4 protein-coding genes are annotated in these 3,040 nt (G+C 71.5%); all 4 read right to left on the bottom strand.

Going from position 1 to position 3,040, the window contains the following annotated elements; genetic code table 11:
• A partial coding sequence (locus ACFVHV_RS43570; protein ID WP_380359401.1) for a sulfate adenylyltransferase subunit 1 occupies window positions 1–785 on the bottom strand: 785 nt, incomplete at its 3' end.
• A gap of 2 nt (window positions 786–787) precedes the next feature.
• Window positions 788–1,726, bottom strand: coding sequence for a sulfate adenylyltransferase subunit CysD (cysD, locus tag ACFVHV_RS43565; RefSeq protein WP_380359398.1), 939 nt, complete (start codon window positions 1,724–1,726; stop codon window positions 788–790).
• Window positions 1,723–2,304 (bottom strand): adenylyl-sulfate kinase, encoded by a 582-nt coding sequence (gene cysC, locus ACFVHV_RS43560; protein ID WP_380359403.1) that lies wholly within the window; start codon window positions 2,302–2,304, stop codon window positions 1,723–1,725. Before cysC ends, cysD begins: the two co-directional genes overlap by 4 nt.
• Before the next feature lie 47 nt (window positions 2,305–2,351).
• Window positions 2,352–3,040, bottom strand: a 689-nt coding sequence (locus ACFVHV_RS43555) for a phosphoadenylyl-sulfate reductase (protein ID WP_380359395.1), incomplete at its 5' end; no start/stop codon positions are given.

Genomic DNA, 3,040 nt, shown 5'->3' with positions numbered 1-3,040 from the left:
GTGACGGTGTCGCCGACGCGCAGGACGCCGGAGGCGAGTTGGCCGGCGTAGCCGCGGTAGTCGGGGTGTTCCTCGGTCTGGGGGCGGATGACGTACTGGACGGGGAAGCGGGCGGGTTCGGCGCTCGGGTCGCTGCCGACGGGGACCGTTTCCAGGTGTTCCAGCAGGGTCGGGCCGCCGTACCAGTCCATGTGCGAGGACGGTTCGACGACGTTGTCGCCGGCGAGGGCGGAGATCGGGACGGCGAGGACGTCGGTGACGCCGAGGGAGGCGGCGTAGGCGGTGAACTCGGCGGCGATCCGTGCGAAGACGGGCTCGGCGTAGTCGACGAGGTCCATCTTGTTGACGGCCAGGACCACGTGCGGGACGCGCAGGAGGGCGGCGACGGCGGCGTGGCGGCGGGTCTGCTCGACGACGCCGTTGCGGGCGTCGACGAGGACGACGGCGAGTTCGGCGGTGGAGGCGCCGGTGACCATGTTGCGGGTGTACTGCACGTGGCCGGGGGTGTCGGCGAGGATGAACCGGCGTCGGGGGGTGGCGAAGTAGCGGTAGGCGACGTCGATGGTGATGCCCTGTTCGCGTTCGGCGCGCAGGCCGTCGGTGAGCAGGGCCAGGTCGGGTGCTTCCTTGCCGCGGCTGCGGGAGGCGTGCTCGACGGCCTCCAGCTGGTCGGCGAGGACGGACTTGGAGTCGTGCAGGAGGCGCCCGACGAGGGTGGACTTGCCGTCGTCGACGGAACCGGCGGTGGCGAAACGCAGCAGCGAAGTGGCGGTCGCAGTGCTCATGTCTAGAAGTACCCTTCGCGCTTGCGGTCTTCCATCGCTGCCTCGGACAGCTTGTCGTCGGCGCGGGTGGCGCCGCGCTCGGTGAGGCGGGAGGCGGCGATCTCGGTGATGACGGCCTCGATGGTGGTGGCGTCGGAGTCGACGGCGCCGGTGCAGGACATGTCGCCGACGGTGCGGTAGCGGACCAGGCGCCGCTGCACGGGTTCGTTCTCCCGGGGGCCGCCCCATTCGCCGGCGGTCAGCCACATGCCGGAGCGGGCGAAGACGTCCCGCTCGTGGGCGTAGTAGATCTCGGGGAGTTCGATGCCCTCGCGTTCGATGTACTGCCAGACGTCGAGTTCGGTCCAGTTGGACAGCGGGAAGACGCGCACGTGTTCGCCCACGGCGTGGCGGCCGTTGTAGAGGGACCAGAGTTCGGGGCGCTGGCGGCGCGGGTCCCAGGCGCCGAACTCGTCGCGCAGGGAGAAGACGCGTTCCTTGGCGCGGGCCTTCTCCTCGTCGCGGCGGCCGCCGCCGAACACGGCGTCGAAGCGGTTCGTCTCGATGGCGTCGAGGAGGGGGACGGTCTGCAGGGGGTTGCGGGTGCCGTCGGGGCGCTCGCGCAGGCGGCCGTCGTCGATGAAGTCCTGGACGTGGGCGACGTGCAGGCGCAGGCTGTGCCGGGCGGCGACGCGGTCGCGGTAGTCGATGACCTCGGGGAAGTTGTGGCCGGTGTCGACGTGCAGGAGGGAGAACGGCACCGGCGCGGGGGCGAAGGCCTTGAGGGCCAGGTGCAGCATGACGATGGAGTCCTTGCCGCCGGAGAAGAGGATCACCGGGCGTTCGAACTCCCCCGCGACCTCGCGGAAGATGTGCACCGACTCGGCCTCCAGCGCGTCCAGGTGGGACAGCGCGAAGGGGTTGTCGTCCGTGCGGACCAGGGTGTCGGTCGCGGTGGTCATGCCAGGCCCCGTTCGGTCAGGAAGGCGTGCAGTTCGGCGGCGGACTCGGTGACCTCGCGGCCCCGGGTCTGCAGGCGCAGCTCCGGGTGTTCCGGGGCTTCGTAGGGGTCGTCGACGCCGGTGAGGCCGGTGATCTCGCCGGCGGCCTGCTTGGCGTAGAGGCCCTTGACGTCGCGTTCGGCGCACAGTTCGACGGGGGTGGCGACGTGGATCTCCAGGAAGTCGGTGCCGGCGGCCTCGTGCCGTTCGCGCACGGCGGCGCGGGAGTCGGCGAAGGGGGCGATGACCGGGGCGAGGACCTTGACGCCGTTGGCGGCGAGTTTCTCGGCGACGTAGCCGATGCGGGTGACGTTGGTGTGGCGGTCCTCGCGGGTGAAGCCGAGGCCCTTGGAGAGGAACTCGCGGATCTCGTCGCCGTCGAGGACCTCGACCTTGTGGCCCTCGGCGCGCAGTCGCTCGGCCAGGGCGAAGGCCAGCGTGGTCTTGCCCGCGCTCGGCAGCCCGGTCAGCCACACGGTGGCGCCGCGCTCGCAGGGGGCGGCCGCGCGGGCCGCCTCTACGGCTCCGTCGGCGGCCAGAGTGTCAGCTGTCACGGTTCTTTCCTTACACGAGAATGGACGGATGGTCAGAGGTGGATGCCGCACTCGGTCTTGCCGGAGCCGGACCAGCGGCCGGCCCGGGCGTCCTCGCCCTCGGCGGGCTTGCGGGTGCAGGACAGGGGGGAGCAGCCGACCGAGGTGTAGCCCTCCCACAGCAGCGGGTTGAGCAGCACGCCGTGGGCGGCGACGTAGGCGTCCACGTCCTGCTGGGTCCAGCGGGCGATCGGCGCGATCTTGACCTTGCGGCGCTTGGGGTCCCAGGACACCACCGGGGTGTTCGCCCGGGTCGGGGACTCGTCGCGGCGCAGCCCGGTCGCCCAGGCGTCGTAGCCGGCCAGGCCCCGGTTGAGCGGCTCGACCTTGCGCAGCGAGCAGCACAGGTCCGGGTCGCGGTCGTGCAACCGCGGCCCGTGCTCGGCGTCCTGCTCGGCCACCGTCCGCAGCGGGGTGAGCGTGATGACGTTGACCGGCATGGTCGCGGCCACCGCGTCCCGCGTCCCGATGGTCTCCGGGAAGTGGTAGCCGGTGTCCAGGAACACCACGTCCACCCCCGGGAACACCGAGGACGCCAGATGGGCCACCACCGCGTCCTCCATCGAGGAGGTCACGCAGAACCGCCCGCCGAAGGTCTCGGCCGCCCAGGCGAGGACCTCCTGCGCGGAGGCCTCCTCCAACTCACGGCCTGCTCTCTCCGCCAACGACGCGTAGTCAGTCG

Origin of the sequence: Kitasatospora sp. NPDC127116, from assembly GCF_042677365.1 — a bacterium.
GTDB lineage: Bacteria > Actinomycetota > Actinomycetes > Streptomycetales > Streptomycetaceae > Kitasatospora > Kitasatospora lactacystinica.
This window is presented reverse-complemented; position numbering and strand designations above follow the sequence as displayed.

Bases quoted from the DNA above. Each gene is read 5' to 3' on its own strand.
- cysD (WP_380359398.1), bottom strand. From the start codon at position 1,726: ATGACCACCGCGACCGACACCCTGGTCCGCACGGACGACAACCCCTTC.